General features: G+C 61.6%; 14 protein-coding genes and 1 pseudogene. 5 read left to right on the top strand and 10 right to left on the bottom strand.

Going from position 1 to position 21,484, the window contains the following annotated elements:
- Positions 1 to 4 precede the first annotated feature (4 nt).
- A complete protein-coding gene (gene hchA / locus JJJ17_RS02170) occupies positions 5 to 874 on the top strand; it encodes a glyoxalase III HchA (RefSeq protein WP_200683423.1) in 870 nt (289 codons plus the stop codon).
- 3 nt (positions 875 to 877) lie between these two features.
- On the top strand, positions 878 to 1,651 hold the full coding sequence (locus JJJ17_RS02165) for an SDR family oxidoreductase (RefSeq protein WP_200683422.1): 774 nt from the start codon (positions 878 to 880) through the stop codon (positions 1,649 to 1,651).
- A 50-nt stretch (positions 1,652 to 1,701) separates the two neighbouring features.
- On the opposite strand, the gene putA is transcribed toward JJJ17_RS02165, so the two are convergent.
- Positions 1,702 to 5,109 (bottom strand): bifunctional proline dehydrogenase/L-glutamate gamma-semialdehyde dehydrogenase PutA, encoded by a 3,408-nt coding sequence (putA, locus tag JJJ17_RS02160; RefSeq protein ID WP_200683421.1) that lies wholly within the window; start codon positions 5,107 to 5,109, stop codon positions 1,702 to 1,704.
- Between the two features lie 116 nt (positions 5,110 to 5,225).
- Here putA and JJJ17_RS02155 point away from each other — a divergent pair, with 116 nt between their 5' ends.
- Together JJJ17_RS02155 and JJJ17_RS02150 are read left to right on the top strand one after the other, a co-directional pair.
- The gene (locus tag JJJ17_RS02155; protein ID WP_200683420.1) at positions 5,226 to 5,690 is read left to right on the top strand and encodes an Lrp/AsnC family transcriptional regulator; all 465 of its coding nucleotides are present in this window, start codon (positions 5,226 to 5,228) and stop codon (positions 5,688 to 5,690) included.
- A gap of 281 nt (positions 5,691 to 5,971) precedes the next feature.
- Entirely contained in the window at positions 5,972 to 7,630 is a 1,659-nt protein-coding gene (locus tag JJJ17_RS02150) for a thiamine pyrophosphate-binding protein (RefSeq protein WP_200684755.1), read from the top strand.
- A 210-nt stretch (positions 7,631 to 7,840) separates the two neighbouring features.
- Here JJJ17_RS02150 and JJJ17_RS02145 read toward each other — a convergent pair whose 3' ends face one another.
- Positions 7,841 to 9,892 (bottom strand): DEAD/DEAH box helicase, encoded by a 2,052-nt coding sequence (locus JJJ17_RS02145; RefSeq protein ID WP_200683419.1) that lies wholly within the window; start codon positions 9,890 to 9,892, stop codon positions 7,841 to 7,843.
- A 153-nt stretch (positions 9,893 to 10,045) separates the two neighbouring features.
- Positions 10,046 to 10,789 carry a sulfite exporter TauE/SafE family protein gene (locus JJJ17_RS02140; protein ID WP_200683418.1) on the bottom strand — a complete coding sequence of 248 codons (744 nt, stop codon included), beginning with the start codon at positions 10,787 to 10,789 and terminating at the stop codon, positions 10,046 to 10,048.
- A gap of 75 nt (positions 10,790 to 10,864) precedes the next feature.
- On the opposite strand from JJJ17_RS02140, the gene JJJ17_RS02135 reads away from it, so the two are divergent.
- Entirely contained in the window at positions 10,865 to 11,746 is an 882-nt protein-coding gene (locus JJJ17_RS02135) for a LysR substrate-binding domain-containing protein (RefSeq protein WP_200683417.1), read from the top strand.
- Between the two features lie 39 nt (positions 11,747 to 11,785).
- Here the strand turns inward: JJJ17_RS02135 and JJJ17_RS20295 are convergent.
- The 7 genes and pseudogenes from JJJ17_RS20295 to JJJ17_RS02105 all read right to left on the bottom strand — a co-directional run.
- Positions 11,786 to 11,893, bottom strand: a pseudogene (locus JJJ17_RS20295) (IS5/IS1182 family transposase); the annotation flags it as partial.
- A 189-nt stretch (positions 11,894 to 12,082) separates the two neighbouring features.
- Positions 12,083 to 13,354: a calcium-binding protein gene (locus JJJ17_RS20495; protein ID WP_200683416.1), complete on the bottom strand. Its 1,272-nt coding sequence runs from the start codon at positions 13,352 to 13,354 to the stop codon at positions 12,083 to 12,085.
- A gap of 183 nt (positions 13,355 to 13,537) precedes the next feature.
- Complete coding sequence (locus JJJ17_RS20620) at positions 13,538 to 14,812, bottom strand: calcium-binding protein (RefSeq protein ID WP_200683415.1); 1,275 nt, start codon at positions 14,810 to 14,812, stop codon at positions 13,538 to 13,540.
- A gap of 739 nt (positions 14,813 to 15,551) precedes the next feature.
- Positions 15,552 to 16,526, bottom strand: coding sequence for an ATP-binding protein (locus tag JJJ17_RS02120; RefSeq protein WP_200683414.1), 975 nt, complete (start codon positions 16,524 to 16,526; stop codon positions 15,552 to 15,554).
- The gene (locus JJJ17_RS02115; RefSeq protein ID WP_200683413.1) at positions 16,523 to 18,709 is read right to left on the bottom strand and encodes a hypothetical protein; all 2,187 of its coding nucleotides are present in this window, start codon (positions 18,707 to 18,709) and stop codon (positions 16,523 to 16,525) included. The genes JJJ17_RS02120 and JJJ17_RS02115 overlap by 4 nt, the downstream gene beginning before the upstream one ends.
- The gene (locus tag JJJ17_RS02110; protein ID WP_200683412.1) at positions 18,706 to 19,473 is read right to left on the bottom strand and encodes a hypothetical protein; all 768 of its coding nucleotides are present in this window, start codon (positions 19,471 to 19,473) and stop codon (positions 18,706 to 18,708) included. Before JJJ17_RS02110 ends, JJJ17_RS02115 begins: the two co-directional genes overlap by 4 nt.
- Positions 19,470 to 21,479, bottom strand: coding sequence for a TniQ family protein (locus JJJ17_RS02105; protein WP_200683411.1), 2,010 nt, complete (start codon positions 21,477 to 21,479; stop codon positions 19,470 to 19,472). The genes JJJ17_RS02110 and JJJ17_RS02105 overlap by 4 nt, the downstream gene beginning before the upstream one ends.
- Positions 21,480 to 21,484 lie beyond the last annotated feature (5 nt).

The raw sequence follows: 21,484 nt of genomic DNA, 5'->3' as shown, positions 1-21,484 counted from the left end.
TCTCATGGACGACGCCAGCACCCAGACCCGGACCCCTACCCCCGACCGTGCCGAGCATGAGGCCTATTTCCCCTCGCCCTATTCGCTGACGCAATATACCTCGCCCAAGACCGACTTTGATGGCGGCAAGTATCCGCAAAGTTTTCAGGGTTCGCGCAAACGGGTGATCGTGATCGCCTCGGACGAGCGTTACGTGTTGATGCAGAACGGGAAAAGTTTTTCCAGTGGCAATCACCCGGTCGAGACTCTGTTGCCGATGCTGCATCTGGATCAGGCGGGGTTCGACCTTGATGTGACGACGCTGTCGGGCAATTCCGTGAAGTTCGAGCTTTGGGCAATGCCGGGCGAGGACAAGGCAGTCACCGATTTCTATGCCCGCCTTCTGCCGCAGTTCCAGAAGCCAAAGAAGCTGGCCGATGTGCTGGCGGGCGATCTGGACGATGTGGCGGCGATTCTGGTGCCGGGCGGGCATGGCGCGCTGATCGGGCTGCCGGAAAGCCTTGATGTAAAGGATGCGCTGAACTGGGCTTTGGAGAATGAGCGCTTCATCGTGACGCTGTGCCATGGCCCGGCTGCGTTGCTAGCGCCGTCGGTCGATGAAGACCCCGAGGATTACCCGTTCAAGGGCTATGAGATCTGCGTTTTCCCGGATTCGCTGGATGAAGGCGCGAATATCGAGATCGGCTATATGCCGGGTCGCCTGCCCTGGCTTCTGGCGGAATCGCTGGAAAGTCTTGGGGTGAAGGTGCTGAACACGGATATTTCGGGCGCGGTGCATCGGGATCGCTTCCTGCTGACCGGGGACAGCCCGCTGGCCTCGAACGCGCTTGGGCGGTTGGCGGCAGAGACGATGCTGGCCGAGATCAAGGACTGAGCCATGACCAAAACGGTTCTGATCACCGGCGCGGGCAGCGGCTTTGGGCGCGGCGTGGCCTTCGGGCTGGCGCGGCAGGGGCACAAGGTCATTGCCGGCTGTCATATTTGGCCACAGGTGACCGAGCTGCGGGCCGCCGCCAAGACCGAGGGTGTCGAGCTTGAAGTGATCAAGCTGGACGTGCTGGACGAATTCGACCGCAACAACGCCTTCGCGCGTCAGATCGATGTGCTCTTCAACAATGCGGGCCTGATGGAATCCGGGCCGGTCGTGGAATTGCCCATCGAGATCGTCCGCCGCGTCTTTGAAACCAATGTCTTCGCCGCCCTGCAAATGGCGCAGGGCTTTGCCCGTCAGATGGTAAAGCGCGGCAGCGGGCGGATCGTCTGGACATCGTCGGTCGCCGGGCTGGTGAAGGTGCCTTGGGATGGGGCCTATGCGGCCTCGAAACATGCGGTCGAGGGCTTCTGTTCGGCCATGCGCGACGAGTTGGAGCCTTACGGCGTGCAGGTCGCGACGGTCAATCCGGGGGCCTATCGGACCGGGTTCAACGATACCGGGATGGAGGCACAGGATCAGTGGTGGGATCAGGGCGAGCGAGTGGTGAAACACTGGCCCGTCCGCGAACTGACCCGCCAATCCGATCCGCAGGAAATGATCGATGCGATCATCGAGGTGATCCTTGCCGATGCACCACCCTATCGCACCGTGCGCCCCGCCTCTGCCGAGCAGATGGTGAAGGATGAGCAGACTGAGATCTGGGAGCGGAAGGCGTAGATTTCCAAAGCTGAGGCCGGTGCCCGCCCAAACGGGCGGGCGGCCTGCCTTTACCCCGCAAGCAACGCCGCGTTACCGCCGGCTGCCGTCGTGTCCACGCACAGATGCCGCTCATGCGCGACATGGGCGCGGTCGGGCATGGCGGTGATCAGCGGCACGATCTCACCCTCACGCGCTGCCAAGGCGGCCGCATAGGCGCGGCCCTGATCGGCGTCACCCCACCACAAAACCGCCGAAAGTCCGGGGATCGCTCCCAATTCACCAGCCGTCAGACTGCCGCCGGCCGAGATCGCCTGCCCGCCAAGCGCTTCGACCGCCGCGACTTGCGCCTGCGCCACCGCCTCTCCGGGGCCGAGGCACAGCACCGGGGCGCGGGTTACGAAGGCCAGACGATTCAATTCGCCGGTCGGGCCGGGCATGAAGGTCTCTTCAATCTCTCGCATCGGGGCGGTCACGATCCGCCGGGCCAAAGCCGCCTGATCGGCTTTGCCGGTCCAGTCGGACCCGTTCGCATCAGCAGTCGCGGGCGCATAGAACCGCGCCAAATACAGCGGCCCGCCCGCTTTGGGGCCGGTGCCCGAAAGGCCTTCGCCGCCAAAGGGTTGGCTACCGACCACGGCACCGATCTGGTTGCGGTTCACATAGATATTGCCCGCATGGATCGCATCCGTCACCTCTTGCACGCGGGAATCGATCCGCGTGTGCAGCCCGAATGTCAGCCCGAAGCCGCGCGCATTGATTGCCGCGATCACCTTGTCGATGTCCTTGGCCTTGTAGGTCGCGACATGCAGGACCGGGCCGAAAATCTCGCGCTCCAGATCGGCAATGCCGTTGACCTTCAGCAAGGCCGGAGTGACGAAATGCCCCCGCACCGGCGCGTCCAGACGGTGCAGCACACGGGTATCGTTCTGGCGCAGATAATCCTCGATCCCCTCTTGCGCCTCGATGTCGATGACCGGGCCAACATCCGTCGTCAGCGACCACGGATCGCCGACGCCCAGTTGATCCATCGCGCCTTTCAGCATCTCGGTCAGATGCGGGGCGATATCCTCTTGAATATAAAGGCAACGCAGCGCCGAACACCGCTGCCCGGCAGAGCGGAACGAAGAGGCCACGATATCGCGCACCGCCTGTTCGGGCAGCGCGGTTGAATCGACGATCATCGCGTTCAGACCGCCGGTCTCGGCGATCAGCGGCGTTCCGGGCTCCATATGTTCAGCCATGCTGCGGGCGATGATCTTCGCCGTCTCGGTCGAGCCGGTGAACACCACGCCGCCGATCCGCGCGTCCGAAGTCAGCGCCGCCCCCACCGTGCCGCCATCCCCCGGCAGCAATTGCAGCGCCGAGACCGGCACGCCAGCCTGATGCAGCAACCGCACCGCAATCGCCGCGATCACCGGGGTCTGTTCCGCCGGTTTCGCCAGCACGGCATTGCCCGCCATCAGCGCGGCGGCAATCTGGCCGGAGAAGATCGCCAGCGGAAAATTCCACGGGCTGATCGCGGTGATGATACCACGCGGCGCATCGGTCCGCGTCTCGCCCTGCTGGGCGTAGTAGCGCAGGAAATCCACGGCCTCGCGCAGTTCGCCCACGCAGTCGGACATGATCTTGCCCGCCTCGCGCGTCAGGGCCGCGAAGATCACGCCATAGTTTTCCTCGTAAAGATCGGCAGCCCGGCGCAGCACTGCCGCGCGCTCCGGGGGCGAGGCATCCCAGACCCGCGCATCGGCAATCGCCTGCGCCACGGTCGCGGCAGATGCCTCGGTCACCTGCGCGACGGTTTCACCGCTTGCCGGGTTGACCACGGGCCGGGCAGTCCCATCCGGCGCACCAACCGTCAGCGGCGCGGCATCGGGCAGCGCCACCGAACGGGCGGCGTCAATCCGGGTCAGCGTCTCCTCATCCGTCAGGTCGAACCCGGTCGAGTTCTGCCGCCCCTGCCCGAACAGCGCATCCGGCGACAGCAAAGAGGTCGGGGCCGTGGCCGACGCCAGCGCCTCGAATGGATCGCGGGCCACGGCTTCGGGACTGACCGATTCATCGACGATCTGATGGACGAAGCTGCTGTTCGCGCCGTTTTCCAACAGCCGCCGCACCAGATAGGCCAGCAAATCGCGATGCGCGCCGACCGGGGCGTAGATCCGGCAGCGGCCTTTGGTTTCGCGCAGGACGATGTCGTGCAGACGCTCACCCATGCCATGCAGACGCTGAAACTCGAACGGAATATCGCCCACCATTTCCAGCACTGCCGCGACGGTCTGGGCGTTATGCGTGGCAAATTGCGGATAGATGCGGTCGGCATAGCCGATCAGCTTCTTCGCATTGGCGATATAGCTGACATCGGTGGCGGTTTTCGAGGTGAACAGCGGAAAGCCCTGAAAGCCCTCGACCTGTGCGCGCTTGATCTCGGTATCCCAATAGGCGCCTTTGACCAGCCGCACCATGATCCGCCGGTCCAGCCCAGCGGCGGTCGCGTAAAGCCAGTCGATCACCTGCCCGGCGCGCTTGCCATAGGCCTGCACGACCACGCCGAACCCGTCCCATCCGGCAAGCGAGGGGTCCGACAGCACCGCCTCGATCACCTTCAGCGAGATGACCAGCCGGTCCTGTTCCTCGGCATCGATATTCATCCCCATGCCCGCCGCCTTGGCCTTCCGCGCCAGATCCAGAACCACCGGCACCAGTTCGGTCAGCACGCGATCTTCATTCGCGACCTCGTAGCGGGGATGCAAAGCGGACAGTTTGATCGAGATGCCCGGATTGGCCTCGACGCTGCCCTTGTCGCAGGCTTTTGCAATCGCTGCGATGGCGTTGGCATAGTCGCGGGCATAGCGGTCGGCATCGGCCTGCGTCATCGCCGCCTCGCCCAGCATGTCGTAGCTGTAGGTATAGCCCTGCGCCTCGCGTGTACGGGCGCGGTCCAGCGCCTTGACGATGGTTTCGCCCAGCACGAATTGCCGCCCCATTTCCTTCATCGCCCGGCCAACGGCGGTGCGGATCACCGGCTCGCCCAGCCGCCGGATCGCGCCGCGCAATGTGCCCGCGATCCCCGGCTGATCGTCGTCCAGCACCTTGCCGGTCAGCATCAAGGCCCAGGTCGAGGCGTTCACAAGCGAAGACGATGCCTCGCCCAGATGCTTGCCCCAGTCGGACGGCGCGATCTTGTCCTCGATCAGCGCGTCGATGGTCATGCGGTCGGGGACGCGCAGCATCGCCTCGGCCAGACACATCAGCGCCACACCCTCGCGCGTGGAAAGCCCGTATTCCGACAGGAAATGCTCCATCAGCGTGGGCTTTGCCTCGTTGCGGATGCGGCGGACCAGATCGGCGGCGCGTTTGGTGGTGCGGGCGCGGGTTTCCGGCGACAACGCGGCGTCGGCCACCAATTCGGTCAGCAGATCTGCTTCGGGGCGGAATTTGGCGTCGAGGGTGAAGGCTGACAGGGAATCGAAGGGCATGGCGAACTCCGGGGGCTCAGGCGATGGCGGGATTTTAGCGCGAGACGGCTGGACGATGCGCCCAAAGATCGGGATAAACGAAGGCGATTCGAACATTTTTGGCGGGATTTTCAGACGTGACCGAGGAACTGGACGCCACCAACCGCAAGATTCTGGCCGAATTGGTCGCCAATGCCCGGATCCCGATCAGTGAATTGGCGCGCAAGGTCGGGCTTTCCAAGACCCCGGTGGCCGCCCGGATCAGGCAGATGGAAGAGATGGGGCTGATCACCGGCTACCGCGCGATCCTGTCGCCGCTGAAGCTGGGCTTAACCCATGTCACCTATATGCAGATTCGCTTGGGCGATACGCGGCAAAAGGCGTTGGAGCAATTCAATGCCGAGGTTCGCAAGATCCCCGAGGTCGAGGAATGCTATATGATCGCGGGCGGGTTTGATTACCTGCTGAAGGTGCGGTCCCGCGACATGGCCGAGTTTCGCCGGATCATGGCCCAGCAGATATCGGCGCTGCCACATGTCAGCGCGACATCGAGTTTCGTGGCGATGGAATCGGTGGTGGAGCAGGATTTCAGCCCGTCATAAGAGCTTTGTCGGATTTGTCCCGCGACAAATCCGACCGCGCCTGCCTGCCCTTTGGCAGGCGCGTTGCCGCGCCAGCCCAGTCAGGCGCGGTCGGATTGCAAATGTTCGCTGTGGTGGCACGCCCCTTGCCCTGCGGCTTACGCCTCCGGTCAATCGGTCTGGGAAACTGTCCACTGGACAGTTTCCTGCCAGACCTCTGACACGCCCGATGCCGCGGGATTGCCCTTCCCCGTCCCATCGTCCAGCATATGCACATCATGCAAGGGAGGCGCAGGATGGGAATGCGGAATGGCGGGCAATTGCTGGTGGACAGCCTGATCGCGCTTGGCGCGACGAAAAGCTTTGGCATTCCGGGGGAAAGCTATCTTGCGGTGCTGGATGCGCTTTATGACACGCAGGGCAAGCTGGACTTTATCTTGTGCCGGAGCGAGGGCGGCGCTGCCTTCATGGCTGCCGCATGGGGCAAGCTGACTGGCAGCCCCGGCATCTGTCTGGTGACGCGGGGGCCGGGGGTGACGAATGCCTCGATCGGGATCCATACGGCGATGCAGGACAGCGCGCCGATGCTGGTTTTCGTCGGGCAAGTCGGCACGGATATGAAGGGGCGCGAGGCGTTTCAGGAGATCGATTACCGCGCCGTCTTTGGCAGCATGGCGAAATGGGCGGTCGAGATCGATCAGGTCGAGCGGATCCCGGAAATCGTGGCGCGCGCGTGGAAGACGGCGACCACCGGACGGCCCGGCCCAGTGGTCATCGCGCTGCCCGAGGATATGCTGACCAGCCTCACCGACACCCCACCGCTGACCGGCCCTGCCGAGATTTTCGAGCCTGCACCACCTGCCGAAGCGATAGACAAAGCACTGGAATTGCTGAGCAAAGCTGAATGCCCTCTGATCCTTATCGGCGGTTGCAACTGGAGCGATCAGGGCCGTACGGCGTTTCAGGCTTTCGCCGAGGCGTCCGACATTCCCGTTGCGGCGGTGTTTCGGTTTCATGACCGCTTCGACAACCACTCGCCCGTCTTTTGCGGCGAGGCAGGGGTGGGGATGCCGGCGCATCTGCGTAAGCTGATCGCCGAGGCGGATGTGGTTCTGGCGGTGAACAATCGCTTTGGCGAGATGACGACGGATGCATGGACGCTGATGCAGGTGCCAGAGCCGTCGCAGGTGCTGATCCATGTGCATGGATCAGATGCCGAGATCGGCAAGATTTATCAGCCCAGATTGGGGATTCAGGCAGGGCCGAACCTGTTCGCGGAAAGCCTGCGTCCGGTTACCGGCGATTGGGCGGAATGGCGGAAGGCGGCGCGTGGGGCCTATGAGGCATCGCTGGATGCGCCCGACCAACCCTCGCCGGTCGATATGGGCAAGGTGATGAAATTCCTGCAAAATCGGCTTCCGGAAGATGCGATTTTGACCAATGGGGCGGGAAATTTTGCGATCTGGCCGAACAAGTTTTTCAGCTTCGGGGCGAAGGCCCGGCTGCTGGCGCCGCAATCGGGGGCGATGGGCTATGGCTTGCCCGCAGCCATAGCGGCGAAGATCGCCGAGCCGGGGCGAACGGTCGTCTGTTTTGCGGGTGATGGCGATTTTCAGATGAATTGCAATGAGTTGGCGACCGCGATGCAGCATGGCGCGCAGCCGATCGTGCTGGTCTTGAACAACGGCATCTACGGCACGATCCGCGCGCATCAGGAACGGAACTATCCGGCGCGGGTGTCGGGGACGACGATGATCAACCCGGATTTCTCAGCGCTGGCAAGGGCTTATGGTTTCCACGCCGAGCGGGTCGAGCGGACCGAGGATTTCGAGGCGGCGTTTGAGCGGGCTTTGGCATCCGATAGCGGGGCGTTGCTGGATCTGGATATCTCGCCCGAGGCATTGTCGCCGCGACAGACGCTGACCCAGATGCGGGAAGCGGGGTTGGCGAAAGCGCGTTGATCAGGCCGCGCAACGGGGTGCGGGCGTTGCATCCGGTATTTTTGCAACGAAGAAATGGGCGGCGTGTCTGGACCAGCAAATGCTGGGGATTTTTCTGCACAATCTATGCACCGCGCATGCGCCGGATGTACACAGGGTGTACACAGCTTGCGAACGGTGGGTGTTGCGCGGTGGTGGCGTAGGGTGGGCTGATAACCCACCCCGCAGGTCTTAGCGGCCTTCGCCGCGGCGCGGTTTGCCGCCGCCTTTGGGGGCGGGCTTGCCGAATGAAGGCTTGCCAGCGCGGGGTTTGCGATCAGCCGATTTCGCCGCGAAGGGCGGTTTGCCGAATTTCGGCTTGGGCGCACCGGGACGGCGGGGACGGTCTTCGCCCGGACCTGTCGCCACCGGCTGCGATGCCTTGGCTGCGCGTTCCTCGGGTGTCCAGCGGGGCTTCTTGCGGGCCTTGGCCGCAGTCTCGTCGGGGTGGAACGTCGTCTCCGGCTCGGGCGCGGGTTTCGCTGCGCGCGGGGCCGGTTTTTCGTAGGCCGGACGCTCGGCGCGTTCGGGCCGTTCGGCGCGATGCGGACGCTCAGGGCGTTCAGGCCGCTCGGGACGTTCTGCCCGCTGCGGGCGCTCGGCCATGGGTTTATCGCGGCGGGGGCCTTTGCGATGCTCGGTCGGGCGGGGGGCCGGACGGTCGAGATCGGGGGCCTGGGCCAGACGGGTCATGGTCAGGCCGGGTTCCAGTTCGATCACCGCGCCGAAGCGGTCGGCATGGGCGGCGTCGATCTGGGCATAGCTTTCATCGGTGCGGATGCGGATCGCGCCGATGGCATCGCGGGTGATGCCGCCCGCCTCGCAGATTTTCGGCAGCAGCCAGCGCGGCTCGGCCCGACCGGAATGACCGACCGAGAGGCTGAACCAGACCGCATTGCCGAAATCGCCGCGTTCGCGGGGCTCGGAAGGCGGGCGGTCCTGAAGAAGCGTCAGTTCTTCGGGCGCAGGACGGCCTTCGCGCCACAGATGGATGAAGGCCGCAGCGACGCCTTCAGGGCCAAAGCGGTCCAACAGGGTTGCGGCAAGGGCTGCGTCGTCTTCCAGATCAGTGCGGAAGCCCGGATGTTCAAGGATGCGTTCGTCGTCACGGGCGCGGACCTCGTCAGCCGAGGGTGCCGGTGCCCAGATCGCCTGCACCTTGGCGCGGCGCAGCAGCGATTCCGCCTTCTTGCGCTCGGACGGCATGACCAGCATGGCCGAGACGCCCTTCGCCCCGGCCCGCCCGGTGCGGCCCGAACGGTGCAGCAGGGTTTCGGAATTGGTCGGCAGGTCGGCATGGATCACCAGTTCCAGCCCCGGCAGGTCGATGCCGCGCGCAGCGACATCGGTTGCCACGCAGATCTGGGCGCGACCGTCGCGCAGCGATTGCAGCGCGTGGGTGCGTTCCTGCTGGCTGAGTTCGCCCGACAACGCCACGGCACGGAAGCCGCGATTGCCCATCCGGGCCAGTAGGTGGCTGACATTGGCGCGGGTCTTGCAGAAGATGATCGCCGTGCGGGCCTCGTGCAGGCGCAGCAGGTTGAAGATCGCGGGTTCGCGGTCGCGGGCGGCGACGCTGAGGGCGCGATATTCGATATCGCCATGCTGGCGAGATTCGCCCTGCGCCACGATCCGTTTGGCGTCGCGTTGGAATTCCTTGGCCAAAGCCTCGATTTCCGGGGGCACGGTGGCCGAGAACATCAGCGTGCGGCGGTCGGCGGGGGCGGATTGCAGGATGAATTCCAGATCCTCGCGGAAGCCCAGATCCAGCATCTCGTCGGCTTCGTCCAGCACGGCGGCGCGCAGGAAGGACAGATCAAGGCTGCCGCGCTCGATATGGTCGCGCAGGCGGCCCGGCGTGCCGACGACGACATTCGCGCCACGTTGCAGGGCGCGGCGTTCGGTGCGGTAATCCATGCCGCCGACGCAGGTGGCGACAAGACCGCCTGCCGGGCCATAGAGCCATTCCAGCTCTCGCGCGACTTGCAGGGCCAGTTCGCGGGTGGGTGCAATGGCAAGGCCCACGGGCAGGCCGGGCTCGGGCATGGTTTCATCACCAGCCAGCAGATCGGGCGCGATGGCGAGGCCAAAAGCCACCGTCTTGCCCGACCCGGTTTGGGCTGAGACCAGCATATCGCCGGTTGCATCATCTGCCAGAACGGCCTCTTGCACGGCGGTCAGGCTGTCATAGCCCTTGGCCGTAAGCGCCGCAGCCAGAGGCGCGGCAATCTTGTCATGTATCATATCTTCGCCAGAAACAGAGGTGCCAAACACCTGATGAAAGGCACCTTGGTCCTGTCTTCGGGAAACCATGCCCGGATAAGGAGAGTTCAGCGCCAAAGGACGCGCTCTAACCGCTGTTGTGGGGTTTGTCAAACCGCCGGTTGTATCGGGTAATCAGCCGAGGCCGCGCAGGATCGCGTGCAGTCCAAGACCCATCAGCAGCAGGAAGAACAACCTGCGAAAGGTGGTGGCGCTGATCCGGGCGCGCAGCATCGCGCCCAGTTTCATCCCCAGAAGCGCAGGCAGGATCGCCGCGACCGAGCCCCAGCCTGCGCTTGCCGTGACCGCGCCGTTGAGAAACAGTCCAAGGCCAAGCGCCAGTGTCGAGACGGTGAAGGACATGCCCATCGCCTGCACCAGCCGGTCGCGCTGCATGCCGATGCCGGTCAGATAGGGCACCGCTGGCAGCACGAAGACGCCGGTTGCGCCGGTGACGAGGCCGGTCGCGGTGCCGATGACGATGCCGGTCCATGGCTCGGCCTTTGGCGGGAAGGTGGGGTGCCAGTTGATCAGGCCGCTGATCCCATAGGCGGCCAGTGCGACCCCCAGCCAGAAGGCGGCAATGCCCGCATCCCCGCGCGCCAGAAGCGGGCTGAAGGCAAGCGTCGAGACGAAAATCGCCGCCAGCATCGGCGACAGCCGGCGCAGCAGCATGGCGGTATCGCGCCCGTCCAATGCTTGCCAGGCATTCGTCAGAAACGAAGGCAGAAGCAGCAATCCCGCCGCCGTGGCCGGTGAGACGAAAAGCCCCAGCAGCCCCATGCCGATGGTCGGCAGGCCAAGGCCAAGCGCGCCCTTGACCATACCGGCTGCGACGAAGACAAGGGTGATAGCGATGAGAAGCGATGGATCGGTCATACCCCCATCTTGCGGATCGGGGCAGGTTGCACAATTCGTCTTTCATTGAGTCTGGCTTAGGCAAAGGCAAAGGCTATGGATTTCGACCTGACCGATCTGCGGCTTTTCGACGAGGTGGTGCGCGCGGGCAGCATTACCGGCGGTGCCGAGGCGGCGCATCTGTCGCTTGCGGCGGCAAGCACCCGGCTGCGCGATCTGGAGATACGGCTGGGCGTCACGCTGTTGCAGCGGCATCGGCGGGGCATCAGGGTGACGGCGGCGGGGATGGATTTGCATCAACACGCGCTGCGGATGCTGGCCGAGGCGCGGGCATTGCAGGTGGCAATGCGGGATCACAGCTCGATCCTGCGCGGAGATCTGCGGCTGGTGGTGAATACCGCCGCGTTGCATCACGGTTTGCCGGAACTGCTGGCGGGCTATCTGCGCGGCCATCCGGGCGTCGATCTGGCGATCACCGAACTGCCCAGCGGCAAGGCCGCCGAGGCGGTCAGCGCAGCGCGGGCGGAACTGGGGATCGTGGCGGATCACGCCGATCTTGCCGGGCTGGTCAGCCGCTTCTGGCGCAAGGACCGGCTGGTGGTGGTTTTGCCGGTGGGCGATCCTCTGGCGCAAGGCGGGTCGCTGCGGCTGGCGGATATCGTGCGTCATCCGGTGATCGGGCTTGGCCGGATGAGCGCGCTGCAACGTCACATCGATGAACGTGCCGCCGCACACGGACTTGGGCCGCTGCATCTGCGGGCCAGTCTGGCGGATGTCGGCATGGTGCTGCGGATGGTGGCGGCAGGGGCCGGTCTGGCGATCCTGCCAGAGGCCGTCGTCGCGACCCATTCCGCGGAGCTGGTTGCGGTGCCTTTGGATGAGGTCTGGGCCGCTCGGTCTTTGCATCTGATCTGGCGGGATGACGGGGCTGGTCCCTCGGTCAGGAAGCTGATCGAGCATATCGCGGGCGGTTCGTGATCGGCGCGGCCTCGAACCAGTGACGGCTCACGCTTCACTCCAGTAAATCCCATCCGGAACATTCCGATGGTCCGCAGGTTTGCACCCATTCGCGTGCCGGGCAGCACGGATAAGACCTTCGAAAAAGACCCACTCATCGGGCTGCACCGACCGTTACAGCGTTATTCATACCCTCCGATCATGGGGTTTTGATGGGTAATTTTTCTCGCCGACGCTCTGATCGCCACCAAACCCTCCAAGGCTTCGCTGGCTATTCCCCATCGATCGCGCCTTCTCGTCGCACCCGCATGACGTTCGGCACCACGCAAGACGCAGTGCCGAACGTCAGCAAGGTTGTCACAGGAAATCGAAGGCGAAATCGTCTTCGCTGAGATTGGTGACGCCGTGAACCTCGGCCTCGAACTCGGCGATCTTGTCGCCGTTATTGTCGGCATAGATCAGGGTCCGGTTGCTCTCGACCTTGATCCAGACGCTGTTCGCCGTCGCCGTAGTGCCAGCCCATTCAAGAACGTCCATCCCCGACGTTCTCCGATCAGCGTCGAAACGGTCGAAGCTGATCAGATCGGTGCCGACTTCGAAATCCATGATAATGTCGATTTCGCCGGAACCCGCGAGGCCATCTGAATCGCGGTTGAACCAGAACGTATCGGCACCTTCCCCGCCAAACAGAGTGTCGCGCAGTTGGCCGCCAGCCAGAATATCGTCGCCCTTTCCGCCTTTCAGCAGGTCGTTGCCCTCGTGATAGGGGTAGTAGGTGTAGAGATCGAGATCGCCGACCAGATAGTCATCGCCATTCCCGCCAAGCAGCGTATCGTCGCCGTCCCACCCGGCGATCGAGTCGTCGTCGTCGCCGCCATCCAGCAGATCGTTGCCGTGCAACCCGTGCAGGCGATCCTCTCCGGCACCGCCGCGCAGCGTATCCGGGGAATCGCCGTAATTCTCGATCATCACCTGAAGCGACCTGAAGCCCTCCCAGCCGTCACCGACGATGGTGTCGTTGCCAGCACCGCCGCCCATCACGTCCTCGCCGCGACCGCCATACATCTCGTCATCGCCGTCGCCGCCCTTGATGGTGTCGCGGCCATGGCTGCCCTCGATCAGGTCATCGCCGTCTCCTCCCAGAACGACATCATTGCCGGCCCCGGCATAGATCGTGTCATCACCCGCGCCGCCCAGCAGCGTGTCGTTGCCACCGCCGCCATGCAGAAGGTCGTGGTCCCTGCCGCCATCCAGCCGGTCATGACCGCCAAAGCCATAGAGCAGATCATTGCCATCGCCGCCCGACAGGCTGTCATTGCCATGGATGCCGCCAGACCCGTCGCCGCGCAGCGTGTCGTTGCCGTGGTTTCCTTCCAGCGAGTCATGCCCTGCGCCACCGTCAAGCTGGTCATTGCCCGCGCCGCCGGTCAGAAAATCCGCGCCCCAGCCACCGAAAAGCCGATCCGCCCCCGCACCACCGCGCAGCAGATCATGGCCGTCGCCGCCTTCCAGCGTGTCATTGCCGTCGTTGCCTAGCAGAGTGTCATTGCCGCCAAGGCCCCTCAGCAGGTCGTTGCCCGGCCCGCCTTTCAAAAGGTCTGCAAGCCGGGTGCCAATGAAATTCGCCATATTCAATCTCCGGAGTCTTTATCGTTGAAATGTGCAGGTTAGCCGATAGTGCCGCAATTATAGGGCGACCCGGTCGCTGCTGTCGATTTACCCCGTCGCCACGCGCGGCGACTTGCCGATCGCGGGGCACTTTTACAAATTCGGCGCCGCAGAGGTCGCGGCGCCGAAGCGATTGGAGCGCTGCTACAGATAGAAGAGGAAATCGTCTTCGCTCAGATTGGTGACACCGCGAATTTCGACTTCGAAGTCATGTGTCGTGTCGCCATCGGCATCCGCGCGAACCAAGGTATTGCCGTCCTGCACGACGATCCAGACACCGTTCGCCGTAGCGGTCGTGCCGGCCCATTCCAACGTTGTCCAGGCGGGGATCTCGGGATCATATTCGTCGTCGTCGAAAGTCAACTTGTCGATGCCGACTTCGAAATCGCCAATGATGTCGCGCTGATTGCCCGGTCGACTTTCGGCTGCGGAGATGAACTCGAATTCGTCGGCATCCACACCGCCGAACAACGTGTCGCGACCAACTCCGCCCCAGAGCGTATCCTCGCCGGCTCCGCCTCTCAGCAAATCATCGCCTTTATGCTCTCCAAACGATGAATCAGTGGGTATGTCGCCGTCCATTTCATCGTCCCCGTCGCCGCCAAGCAATGTATCGTTCCCGTCCCAGCCAACCAACAAATCGTCGTCGTTACCCCCTTCCAGCAGATCGTTGCCATACATTCCGTGCAAATCGTCGTTTCCTTCTCCGCCGCGCAAAGTGTCATTGCCTTCACCCAGTTTCTCGCGGGTGACATCATCAGTCGAACCGCCCACAATATCTAAAGAAGCGTCACCAAGGAGGAAATCGTCATCATTTCCACCCTCGATCAGGTCGTCCCCACGACCTCCAGCGATCCTGTCGTAGCCATCGCCACCGGTGATGGTATCGTTGCCCCAACCACCCTCGATCGCATCATCACCCAACCCGCCACGCAGGACATCATGTCCTGCGCCGCCTAACAGCAGATCGTTGCCATCGCCGCCCAGAAGGGTGTCATGGCCCCCGTCGCCATAGAGTTGGTCGTCGCCAGCATCACCTTGCAGCAGGTCATCACCCCTGCCGCCATACAGCACATCCTCGCCTTCGCCGCCCGACAGGGTATCATTGCCATGAATGCCCCCCGGTCCGTCGCCGCGTAGCGTGTCGTCGCCGATGCCGCCGTCAAGGGAATCGTGACCCGCGCCGCCGTCCAGCAGATCGTCGTCTTCGCCGCCGGTCAGCGTATCTGCGCCCCAGCCTCCAAACAGGCTGTCATTGCCCCGCCCGCCACGCAGCAGGTCATGTGCGTCGCCGCCTTCAAGTGTGTCGTTGCCGTCATGTCCCAGCAGCGTGTCATTGCCGCCCAGACCTTTCAGCAGGTCGTCGCCCGGTGCTCCCCGCAGCAAATCCGCAAGCCGGGTTCCGATGAAATTCGCCATGTCAAATATCCATTATTAGAAGATGTTCCTACAGCAATACGTCATAAAAGGCTTCCATGACGCAATGCACCTAAAAGTTGTGCAAATTGCCTTGCGCCGCAAGCCCAGTCCGCGCGCTGGTGCAAAAACCGCCGACGGGGCTTGCGTGCCGCCGTCAACGCCGATGCAATACTTAATCGAACTTCCTGAGCGCTCGCAGCTTGCGGGTCGCACTATGCCGATATGCTTCAATGAATTGGGGAAAGATTGGCCTCATCAAGAGGCGATTTCCGTGATCATAAAGGCGGAACTGTCTGCCTAATATTGTCAGTGGCGCATAAGAGTACAAATTTGTGGCCCAAGAAAGAACGAATAAATCTATAATGCGTTGATTTAGATTAACAATAATCGATGCCCGCAAGAGGCGGGACCAAATCGGTACAATTTGGGCGGAAATCCATACAAAACTCTTGGTGCGGCAAATAAAGGCGCGAAGCAACGGAATGGCTCGCCGATAGGCTGGCCCGCATTTCAGGTTGCAAAAGCACTCCAAGGCATCATCCAGCAAGGCCTCCAACCTATCCGCCTCGGCGGCATTCCAAAATTTGCGCTCCGCCGCAACTCTCGGGCGAGCAATGGCCTCTGTCCTTTTTAAGGCTGCCATTTCCACCGACACATCTTCACTGGCGTAGCGTGGATCTCTGCGATTAACCCCAAAGATGTCGGGGATCAGCCTCTAAAAGGCTTTCGCAACTGGTGGTCAGCTATTTTTCCCCTTCTTTTCAAATAGCGCAACCACCTTTGCCGCCTCGAACACACGCTCGTACTCGTCGATGGAGAACGGTGAGAAGCCCTCACGCAAGTCGGCACGCTGAGTAAAGGCCGTACAGAAATGCTGTAAGGTCAGTTCGTCGACGCCCCCAGTTTGGGCCAGGACCAGCGTTTCCATAAGCAACTCAATTACCAGCCCCCAGCGATTGGCTGCGGCGCAGCTCAGTCGCCGATAGAAATCGAGTGAGTACAGCGCCTTGAATTCGAACCCGGCTTTCTCGGCATAGGCGTCACAAAGCATATGCAACTCGTCCAGATCGCTTTCCTTGTGCAAGCAGATCTCACCGAAAACCACAGGTCGCAGGAGAAACCGCAACTGCTCCTCGCTGTTAACGTGATCGACGAGGTTTTCAACACCCGATAGGATCAGCATCATTGGCCAATCCGGTTGTTTCAACAGGGTTTTGAAGCTGTCGAGAATGATAGCCCGGCTGTCTGCGCTGGCGGTAGTGAAAATGTGCTGACATTCGTCGTAGTGGATACCAACGATGCCCTGTGCGCGCGCATTCGCGCTGACCCTGGCCCAGATGTCACGCTGCGTCATGCGCCCGGTGGCAACGTATTTCAACCCATCGTTCAATGTTCTCAGCCCCAGATCCTTCCAAGTGGTCTTGCCGTCGAGCATCACCGAGACGATGCGTGCGGGCCGACCATCGGGCATTCCTGTTCCTGATGCATCGAGTTGTGACAGAACTCGCCTGATTTCATCGGTCTTTCCGACACGCGATGGACCTGTGACAAGCAGGCCCCGGGCCTCGAATGGACGACCCACCATCGCTTTTGCATAATAGTCTGTAAGCATCCAGGACAAGGCCTCGCGGAGGCGGCGGGAGCGAGGAAAATTATAGTGCAGCGCCCTCAACTCGGCGAGAGCTCCTGCTGTATCTAGCGCAATAAATGTCATGTCAGCTTCCCCTTGCTGTCAGGTTTGATGAAGACTCGTTCGTTGGGACGGTCCTCCTTTTCGTCCAATCCCCCTTCGATCGGCGGCTGATGGCCTCGTCCGATCCGATGCTGTTCCGAGGCCGGGAGCTCAAGAGCGATATCATCCGGAGACAGGGTTCCCGGTAGCTGACCAGGATGGCTGACATGAACCCCGGTCGAATAGCGCGCGGCCTTTGTTTGAGCCTCGTCGACGGTCATGAAGCTGCGCGCGAGGCCGCGCTCCAGCGCGATTTTCTCCAGCTGATCGGAAAGCCTCGCCCGAACACGCGCCAACTGAGCTTCGCGCAGGTGCGTGGTCTGCGGATCTTCATTCCAGGCCTGTTCAAGGACTGCCAAGAATTGTGGTAAGGTCAGATCCTGCATCTCGGTCCAGGAGAGGTCGACGAGGACCGGCTCGCGATGATTTTCGATCAGAACCGTAGCGTGCCTGATGCAGTCGGGATCGACATAGATGGCAACCCGGCTATGGATATGGTCGCGCAATTGCTGCAACTCTACAGAGTTGAAGGGGAGCCCGAATGCCTTGATGCCCTCGTCGGTCATCCGGCGCTGCTCCATCCAACCAAGATGGATCCGGCGGTCATGGGCGGAAGGGGGTACGATCACCGCCTCCTCGGCGATGAGCCCAGCGGCTCTGTCAATCGGGCGCTGACCCATCATGTTTGTTCCGAAATGACGCTCGTTCGGGTATTCATCGATGAGGTACCGGGTGATGATGCCGTAGAGTTCCTCGCAGTCGAGGACACCGTTACGGAGCGCATCATATCCAGGCAAAGCGCCGGCCTTGCGGCCTGTATAACCGTGGATCAGATTGATGAGCGTGCTCTCAATCGTCCCGAACATGCGCTCGACATAGGGCTTGTCAATGCTATGATAGGTCCGGGCATCGATGGAGTGGGTACGGATGCCTAGCAGCCCCTGTTTCACGCCCACGTTGCGAATGCCGGTGCCGTTATCCGCCTTGAAGCAGGCTAGGCCGATCGCCGGCAAAGGATCACATTCACAGCCATATCGGATTTTTTCTCTGGTCTTGTCGCGTGTGGCCATGCGGATCAGTTCACGCGTGGTTGCTTCGGAAGGGGCATCCGTCAACACCCAGGCTAGTGGCATCCGCGATGCAACGTCCAGCATAAGCACTAGATAGAGACGGGTGCGGATGACGTCTTCGATCTCTGCCAACGCCTGTTTGTCATTTTCTGATAGAGCGGCCCAGAAACCATGCTTCTTCGCGACGGTGATCAGCGACAGCTTGCACTCGTCCACCTCAACCAACTCGCCGATGAACAGCGCACGGGTATCGGTTGTCCCGCGGGAGCGATTATTCGCAACAGAGCGCTCACCGTCGCGGGCGATGGATATTGCGGTCGAGCCAATTTTCTTCATGTGCCGCGATAATGTTTTGTGATCAACTAGGGCAAATGGCTTTTGACCGTTTTGCTGGCGCAGATCGTTTTCCTGAACGATCAGCGTACAGAGTTTTTTCAGGGCAGCGGCAATTGTCGGCTTCTTTGTGTCGAGATATGCCTGCTCCAAAGCCAAGGTCATCAAATGCCGCATGCGATCACATATGCCATGCCCGGTCCGGTTGCCCCTGAGCCACACTTGGTCAACAAGCGACATTTCATCACCACCAGACTCTCGATAGCGAGTATAATAGACTAGCATGGTCCGGCCTTTCGGCATAATCGCCACCTCCTTGACCGAGCCGCCGCGCCGGGCAATATCGATAGGCAGCCGGGTGTAGAGCTGCTGCGCAATCTCGCGAACGAACCGTCGATGCTCGATCCGGTTGAGATCAGTGGCCCGAACGTGACCCAGCTTTGCAATCAGCGCTTCGATCCCGACCATCAGCGCTTTGCGGAAGTCGATCTGATCGCGCAACTTTTCGGAAAGCTGATAACGATACATTCGACCGCCTTGGCGGATGCGCGCCGCCGCCTCTGTCTGCGCCATAAGCGCAATGCGTGAGGGGGCCCCGGGCATGTTCAGACCCTGGACGACTTCGGTGTAGCTGAGAATAGCCTGGCTACCGGTGGCATCATCGACGAGGCGGTAATGATCGCCAACAGGATAGACTGCTCCTGTAAGGCCTTGTGCCGCGACGCGAGCCCCTCGAGGAATGGCATATTTGATTTTTGTCATGGCTCGGGCCTCCAGATCCTCGAATGTTCGCAAATCACGGCATCGGGATCGGCCTGTAGCTGACGTCGGCCTATCAGGCGCAGACAAGATTTCATCACACGGCCACGCGGAAGTGCGATCGCCTTCTGCAGGTCAGAAATCAACCAGAGTGTGTGAAGATGCTGCGCAGTATCGAGAACAATCTCGTCGGTGACCGGATCGGGTTCCTCGATGATATACCAGTACATGCGACGGAGGTTGTCCCGGCGCGGACGAGAAAATGCATCGGCATCGACAACGTGTAGCTCGTGCCCGTGGCTCTCCTGCGCCGCGGATCTGATCGTGGCAATTTCTGCTTCGGTCTGCGGTTTCGTTAGGCTGTGACGATTGCGAACGAAGAGGAGGCGTCTCAGGCCGGATCGGAATGTTAGCCGGATATCAATCGTATGCTGCCGGGTTCGACTGGTCATCGGGCAGAGATAGGTGATTTCGACCGGCTGAAATTCGACGTCGTGGATTGTGGTTGCAATTAACGCCTGCAGACCAGCTGCATATTCAGCCCCGCTTTCCGCGAATCCCACGCGCAACCGCCAACTGTTCGCAGCGGTGCGATAGGTAAAAGACACCTTATGCGAAATACTGCTGGGCGTGATCGGATTGCGCCGCCCGTTGAAGGGCAGCACGCCATGGATCGCCCCGAGTTCAATCTTTCCGGCGGTTGTGTGTTGGGGGATTCCGGGTGCCCAACTGTCATGCTCAATGTCGGTGATGGATACGCGCTTCACGGCTGCGCTCCTGCACCAAGGGCGGAGGCCTTGAGCGCCGCGCGCTTTTGCGAATTCCGTTCCGACAGCCGTTCGCCGATCACGCGCAGCTTGGCATCCTCGGCATCAAGAAGGCGGGGAAGTTTTTCGCCACCGGGGCGAGTTGCAATGCGCTCGATGTCTTTGCGCAGATAGATCCACCGTGCGGATTGACCGAGTGAAAGGGGATGGACGTTCTGCGCCGCAATGAAATCTTGTGTGGCCTGATAGGTGGATTTCCTTGTCCCGCTCAGCGCACGCAGCACGACATGACACCGCGCGAAGCTTTCGAGCGATGCAACCCCGATCACTAGGCGATCGCGATTGGCCAAGCGTGAATCGATTTTCTCAGATTCAAGAAACCCAGCCTCGGCCAGTGCATGTATGGTTTTAGCATTGACGCCAAGGAGCGCTGCGGCCTCCATCGCGGACACCTTCCCCTCAGGAGAGGCGAGCAGCAGCCGTTTGACCTCGGACAGTGAAACAAGGAAGTCGTCGAGGCGGAATGGCTCCTTGAGGGACGTGCCGAGCGCCAATCGTTTACTGGCTACCTGCTGCAACAACCATGCAGTCGAGCAGTGGCATCGGGCTGCGATCTTGGTAATCGGCTTCCAGTCAAGGCAGGCCTGAGGCAACGGCACGAGCCCCTTCCTAAGGCCGTGGATGAACGCAAGAAGGTCATCGAGGTGATAGAGCGGCATGCCCCCGTCTTCGCTACCCAGCCGGGGTGACAGCAGACCTGCCTCGCATAGCCGTTCCATCACAAAGCGGTCGATACCCAGCACTGTCCGCGAGACCGCCAAGGTCGACAGTTTTCTGACATCCATCACTGCGCCCCGCATGACACCGACCGGCACAAGAGTGTTGACGTCGCTGATCGTGTTTTTGCGGGTCTGCCGCACAATCCGGCTCTCCCGAACGAGATAGCGAGACAGATGTGAAATCGGCACATCGAATGTCTTTGCGGCAGTCGCAACGGTGTAGACGCGGGGTGTGTCACAGATCCTGCCCAGCAGGGACGTCTCGGCGGGGATGTAGAAATGATCACGGATGAATTCGCGGACAATGTCGCGGATTGGATCAAAGTCAGGGTCAAGGCGCCGTTCAATCAGGCATGACAGAAATGTTGTGTATATTTTTCCATAGTTTGCTCGATCCGCACCCGATGCCGCAAGCAGATCGGCGAGTATGGCGAGAAGCCCCTCCTTGCCTGTGGCCAGCCATTTGATTCCCTCGTTGCCTGCGGAGATCAGTTCCAATGTGGACGCATCACGCACTCTAAACCCGGGTCCATTCCGCACGGCCAACCCCAGTGCCTCCGCGCAGGAATGGATCACATGGAGAGGCTGTTGGTCGATCCATTCTTGACCCGCGCCAACCTCGATCCGTTTTGCAAGATAGGCGTCGAGCTCGCGCTCGCCGCAAGGGCCGGGCATGATCTTCTCGGGGATCCATCCCGCGATTAGACGCGCAAAATCCAGAAAGTCATCAGGTTTGCAGGCAAAGCTGGGGCGTTCGTAGATTATATTGTGGATCGGACATCTTCGAAATGCGGAAATTTGCCAAAGGCTTGGCTGCCAAGGGCCCAGCCGCGCGTCCAAGTCGCGATTCTCGCCAATACAAAGCTGGCAGATCTGGCCGCCGCGCCGCAACAAAATCGAGAATTTCAGGTCTTCGTTGCCGATCCGGAACCAGCCTTTCCGAATGAGGCGTGGCGTGTGAAACAGTAGGTTGGTCGGATCGGTCGCCGCGAGCTGCGCAATACGCTCGACGGCATCGGAGGCACCGTGGCAAAGCGCGGTGTGCGATATCGACATCTCGTTGCAGAGCGTCAACATCCTTGGTGCGCCATTGGCAAGCGTAAGGCGGGAAGCTAACGACGTTGCGGTTTCTGTCGGACCTGCTGCGACCAGTACCGGCAACGGCAGAATCTTGTAGTTGGCAGATTTCGCAGTGGCTGCTTTGACGTTGAGGTTGTCTTTGGTCATGGCTC

Origin of the sequence: Paracoccus caeni (assembly GCF_016629665.1) — a bacterium.
GTDB classification, from domain to species: domain Bacteria; phylum Pseudomonadota; class Alphaproteobacteria; order Rhodobacterales; family Rhodobacteraceae; genus Paracoccus; species Paracoccus caeni.
Note: the sequence above shows the minus strand (reverse complement) of the source record. Positions and strands in the feature narration are given on the sequence as shown.

What these genes read in the sequence shown, in the direction of transcription:
- hchA (WP_200683423.1), top strand. Translation starts at nt 5, where the DNA reads ATGGACGACGCCAGCACCCAGACCCGGACCCCTACCCCCGACCGTGCC.
- JJJ17_RS02165 (WP_200683422.1), top strand. Translation starts at nt 878, where the DNA reads ATGACCAAAACGGTTCTGATCACCGGCGCGGGCAGCGGCTTTGGGCGC.
- putA (WP_200683421.1), bottom strand. Translation starts at nt 5,109, where the DNA reads ATGCCCTTCGATTCCCTGTCAGCCTTCACCCTCGACGCCAAATTCCGC.
- JJJ17_RS02150 (WP_200684755.1), top strand. Translation starts at nt 5,972, where the DNA reads ATGCGGAATGGCGGGCAATTGCTGGTGGACAGCCTGATCGCGCTTGGC.
- JJJ17_RS02145 (WP_200683419.1), bottom strand. Translation starts at nt 9,892, where the DNA reads ATGATACATGACAAGATTGCCGCGCCTCTGGCTGCGGCGCTTACGGCC.
- JJJ17_RS02140 (WP_200683418.1), bottom strand. Translation starts at nt 10,789, where the DNA reads ATGACCGATCCATCGCTTCTCATCGCTATCACCCTTGTCTTCGTCGCA.
- JJJ17_RS02135 (WP_200683417.1), top strand. Translation starts at nt 10,865, where the DNA reads ATGGATTTCGACCTGACCGATCTGCGGCTTTTCGACGAGGTGGTGCGC.
- JJJ17_RS20495 (WP_200683416.1), bottom strand. Translation starts at nt 13,354, where the DNA reads ATGGCGAATTTCATTGGCACCCGGCTTGCAGACCTTTTGAAAGGCGGG.
- JJJ17_RS20620 (WP_200683415.1), bottom strand. Translation starts at nt 14,812, where the DNA reads ATGGCGAATTTCATCGGAACCCGGCTTGCGGATTTGCTGCGGGGAGCA.
- JJJ17_RS02120 (WP_200683414.1), bottom strand. Translation starts at nt 16,526, where the DNA reads ATGACATTTATTGCGCTAGATACAGCAGGAGCTCTCGCCGAGTTGAGG.
- JJJ17_RS02115 (WP_200683413.1), bottom strand. Translation starts at nt 18,709, where the DNA reads ATGACAAAAATCAAATATGCCATTCCTCGAGGGGCTCGCGTCGCGGCA.
- JJJ17_RS02105 (WP_200683411.1), bottom strand. Translation starts at nt 21,479, where the DNA reads ATGACCAAAGACAACCTCAACGTCAAAGCAGCCACTGCGAAATCTGCC.